The following is a 4,603-nucleotide window of genomic DNA, read 5'->3' on the forward strand; positions in this document are numbered from 1 at the left end:
GTCCTTGTCGTTCTGCTCCTCGTGCTGGTGTGAAGAGTTTATGGATGGGACTTCGTCGTTTGGATGGTATGGAGGAGGGCTGGCAAATGGCTTTTTCAGCGATGTCAGCCCTATCAGCAAAAGATATGGGACAAGATTAGCGCCCGGCGGGGGTTAGGGGGGAAAACGCTAGCAATCCCAATCCTAGCGTCAGGCCAAGCACGAGGCGCTTCATTTCAGCTTCTCTAAGAGCCAGTCCGTGCCGAGGCGAAGCGTGGGCTTGGGGATCGTATGGTCGGCTTCGTCGTACCAGAATATGGTGGGGTTGGCGCTTGCTCCGAGGGCTGCGTGGAGCTTCTTGACAGCGGCCTCAGGAACCGTGGGATCGTTGTGGCCGTTGACAAACGCGATAGGTCTATCGGTGAGAGAGGGGGCAAAGAGGGCGGGGCGACAGCTCTCAGGCAGGCTCTCTAGCTCGCCGCCGACGCAGGGCAGCGCGACTCGGATGCGCTCGTCAATGGCAGTGAGGATCGTCCCCATCATCGCGCCCATGGAGAAGCCGATCAGTCCGACTTTCTCGGGACTTAGCTCCGGGCGCTCCAGGAGATTGGGCAAGAGCTGGCGGTAGTCTTTAATGGTAGTGGTGAAGATCGTCTCAGTGTCGGTGAGAGGCTTACGGTCGCCGTGGCCTGCGGCATCCAGGGCAATCGCGGCGATCCCCCGGCTGGCAAACTCGCGCTTCATGGTGTTGAGCATCTTCTCTTTACTGTGCCCCTTGCCATGCAAGACTAAGACGAGTGGAAACGGGCCGGTGCCGTCTTTGGGGCGCACGTAGAGCCCGCTGACGGCCTCTTTGGCGGCGTTGGTGAAGCTGACTTTCTCGACGCGTGCTTCGGTATCTTCAACCGGAGCAAAACTAAGCGCGGCAGCCTCGGGGGCGGCGTATTTATCGGCGGCGGTGGGAAGCTTCAGGCGGAGCGCGAGCCAGCTCAGGCCCTTCTTTACCTCATCGGTGGGCAGGATATGCCCGGACTCGATCCAGTTGACGATTTTGGGGGCTTTGGCGGCGCTGATGAGGACTTTGGAGGCGGCGGGCGTGACAGTGGTGTCCTTGGTGCCATTGGCAAAGTACACCGGGCGCGGGGTGGCGTGGCCGATGAAGTTGCTCGGGGAGGCGAGCGAGGCACCAGGGAACTTCACAAACGGGTCGCCGCCCACGCAGAGTGTGGCGGCCTGGAAGCGTGGCTCAACTCCCATCAGAATACTGCCCTGGAACGCGCCCATCGAGTAGCCCAGAAGCCCAATGCGGTTCTTGTTGATCTCCGGGCGCGTACCGAGCCAGTCCAGCGCCTGCCGCCAGTCCTTGACGGTATCCGGGACAACTTGCAAAAACGCGGCCTGGGGGCTCTTGCCTTCCACTTTTCGCTCGCCATGAAGCGCGGCATCGAGGGCAATCACCGCGAAGCCTTGCTTGACCAAGTCGGGGGCCATGAGGGAGAAAAGCTGCTCTTTACTGCCGCCTAACCCATGCAGCAGCGCGACGCAGGGAAACAGGCCGGTGCCGTCGGGTTTCTGGTAAAGAGCGGTGACCGTCTCGCCCCGCAGGTTGGTGAAGCTCAGCTTGAGCCGACTCTGGGCAAGCGTCTCTTTGGCATTGAGCGGTTTGGTAGTATCGTAGGCAAAGGCACGCTGGAGAGTTTCCCAGGTGGGTGTCTGCTGCGCCTGGGCGACGGCGATCAGGGCGGGAAGATAGATCAACATAACCCATTTTAGCGCATTTCATGGTAAAATACAGGGATGATTTCCGCTCTCCGGTACCACAACGGAGTACCCCGATAGCCTTTTGTTTGAGGATTTTTTATGCCCGATGAACTAACAAGCCCCGCTGAAGCTATGCCTGAAGACGACGATCTCCCGGAAGTGCCCGAGACATTAGCTGCCCCTGGAGTCAGCGTGATGGTCTACGATGGCCCCAAGATCGAGATCAGTGAGGAGATGCGCACCAGCTACCTGGGCTATGCGATGTCCACGATTGTCTCGCGTGCACTTCCCGATGTCCGCGATGGTCTCAAGCCCGTCCAGCGCCGTATTCTCTACGCCATGCGGGAGCTGGGCCTTGCGCCCACCAACCGCCACCTGAAGTCCGCTAAGATCGTTGGAGAGACCATCGGTAACTTCCACCCCCACGGCGATCAGGCCATCTATATGACCATGGTGCGTATGGCACAGGACTTCTCGCTCCGCTACCCGCTCGTAGACGGTCAAGGAAACTTCGGCAGTATCGACGATGACCCGCCCGCTGCCTACCGTTACACAGAAGCCCGCATGACGCCTTTAGCAATGGAACTGCTGGAGGACATTGAAAAAGACACGGTGAACTTCGTTCCGACGTTTGATAACGAGCGTCGGGAGCCCTCGGTGCTGCCGGGCAAGTTCCCTAACTTAATCTGTAATGGTTCGACGGGAATTGCAGTGGGAATGGCGACCAACATGCCGCCTCATAACCTCACCGAGGTCTGCAACGGGATCACGCACCTGCTGGAGCACCCCAATGCCACCCTCGAAGAGCTCATGGCGTTTATTACCGGCCCGGACTTCCCGACGGCGGGCTTGATTCTGGGCCAAAAAGGCACCCGCGCTGCCTACGAGACCGGACGTGGCTCGGTGACGATGCAGGCGAAAGTGCACTTCGAGCAGATGGACAATGGCAAGAGCGCCATTATCGTCACCGAGCTGCCGTATCAAGTGATCAAGAGCAAGCTGATCGAGCAGATCGGTCTGCTGGCCCGCGAGAAAAAAATCGAGGGAATCACCGCCGTCAACGACTACACCGACAAGAGCGGGATGCGAGTCGTGATCGAGCTGCGCCGCGATGTGCTGCCTCAGAAAGTGCTCAACTATCTTTTCAAGCACACCCCGATGCGCCTCAATTTTGGTGTCAACTTAATCACCCTCATTGACGTGCGATCGCGCGAAGAGAAGCTAAAATCCCAGGTAAACGTCGCGCCTCTCTACGAACCTCGGCTGGTGGGCCTCAAGGCGATTCTTCAGGAGTACATTGACCACCGCCGCGTGATCATCACTCGCCGGACGCGCTTTGAGCTGGCCCGCTCCAAGGCCCGTGCCCATATCTTAGAGGGCTACCAGATCGCGGTGCAGAACCTGGATGAGGTGATCGCCATCATCCGGCGCTCGCGCAGCACGGAAGTCGCCCGCCAGAGCCTGATTGAGCGCTTCAGCTTCACCGGCATCCAGACCGAGGCGATCCTCAGCATGCAGCTGCGTAGCCTGACTGGGCTGGAGCAGGACAAGATTGAGGCCGAGTACAAAGATGTCCTCAAAGAGATTGCGCGTCTGGAAGACATTCTCGTGGACCAGCGCCGCGTGGATGCGATGATCAAGGCCGACCTGAAGTATCTCAAGGACAAGTTTGGCGACAGCCGCAAGACGGTGATCGAGAAGACCGAGGCCGAGGAGATCAATCTTGAAGACCTGATCGCCAATGAGGAGATGCTGATCACGATCACCCGCGATGGCTACATTCGGCGACTGAAGATGGACACCTTCCCGACGCAAGGTCGGGGGGGCAAGGGCCGGATCGCGGGCAAGACGAAAGAAGAGGACGGCTTCGAGCATCTCTTTGTGGCCTCGACGCACGACTATATTCTCTTCTTCACCGACCGGGGCCGCGTCTACCGCCTGAAAGCCTTCGAAGTGCCTGAGGCGAGCCGCACCGCGATGGGAATGGCGGTGATCAACCTCATCCAGATCCTCCCCGACGAGCGCATCACGGCGACCGTGCCGATCCGCAACCTCAAGAACGCCGAGGGGTACTTCTTCATGGGAACGGTGCGTGGCGAGATCAAGCGCACCCGTATCGCAGAGTTTGCCAATCTACGCGCCAATGGGCTGGTTACGTTTGACATGAACGAGGGCGACCAGCTCAACTGGGTGAAGATGACCGACGGCGAGCAGAACATCGTCCTGACCACGATCAAGGGCATGGCGATCCGCTTCAAAGAGGGGGATGTCCGTGCCAGTGGCCGCGCCTCGGGCGGGGTTCGCGGAATCGTGCTGGACGGCGAAGAAGACCGTGTGGTGGCCATGGACATCGCTTCCGACGACTCCGATCTGCTGGTCGTGGGAGCCAATGGCCTGGGCAAGCGCACCTCGATGGCGGCCTACAAAACCCAGGGACGCGGTGGCAAGGGCCTCAAGACAATGGACATCACGGCGCGAACGGGTCATCTCATCGCCTCGTGTGTCGTCCCACGGGAGGGCGAGGAGAATCTTCGCCTGATGATCGTCACCGAGCACGGCACCGGAATCCGGGTCAAGGTCAGCGAGATCAAGACCACCCAGAGCCGCTCGACCCAAGGCGTGAAGCTCATCGAGCTACGCGAGGGTGATCTGGTCAAGACGGTGGAGTACCTCGACGCCAGCAAGAAGGCCGAGGAGTAAGCCCCCTAACCCCCGCTCGGCGCTAATCTTGTCCCATATCTTTTCTCTTGGCTCGCCTAACGTTGATGGCGTTATTGTGCTTTATTAACAGTTAACTCATTTTTCATTAAATATCAATAACTAGTATCGTCGTGAGGAAACTGCCTCTGCTCCAGCCATCTGC

General features: G+C 59.1%; 2 protein-coding genes. One reads left to right on the forward strand and one right to left on the reverse strand.

Annotation, left to right across the window (positions count from 1 at the left end; all coding sequences use genetic code 11):
* Positions 1 to 210: 210 nt before the first annotated feature.
* On the reverse strand, positions 211 to 1,740 hold the full coding sequence (locus RMO15_RS11015) for an alpha/beta fold hydrolase (RefSeq protein WP_309711975.1): 1,530 nt from the start codon (positions 1,738 to 1,740) through the stop codon (positions 211 to 213).
* Positions 1,741 to 1,839: 99 nt separating this feature from the next.
* On the opposite strand from RMO15_RS11015, the gene gyrA reads away from it, so the two are divergent.
* Positions 1,840 to 4,440, forward strand: coding sequence for a DNA gyrase subunit A (gyrA, locus tag RMO15_RS11020; RefSeq protein ID WP_309711980.1), 2,601 nt, complete (start codon positions 1,840 to 1,842; stop codon positions 4,438 to 4,440).
* Positions 4,441 to 4,603 lie beyond the last annotated feature (163 nt).

This window comes from Armatimonas sp. (assembly GCF_031410135.1).
Taxonomy (GTDB): domain Bacteria; phylum Armatimonadota; class Armatimonadia; order Armatimonadales; family Armatimonadaceae; genus Armatimonas.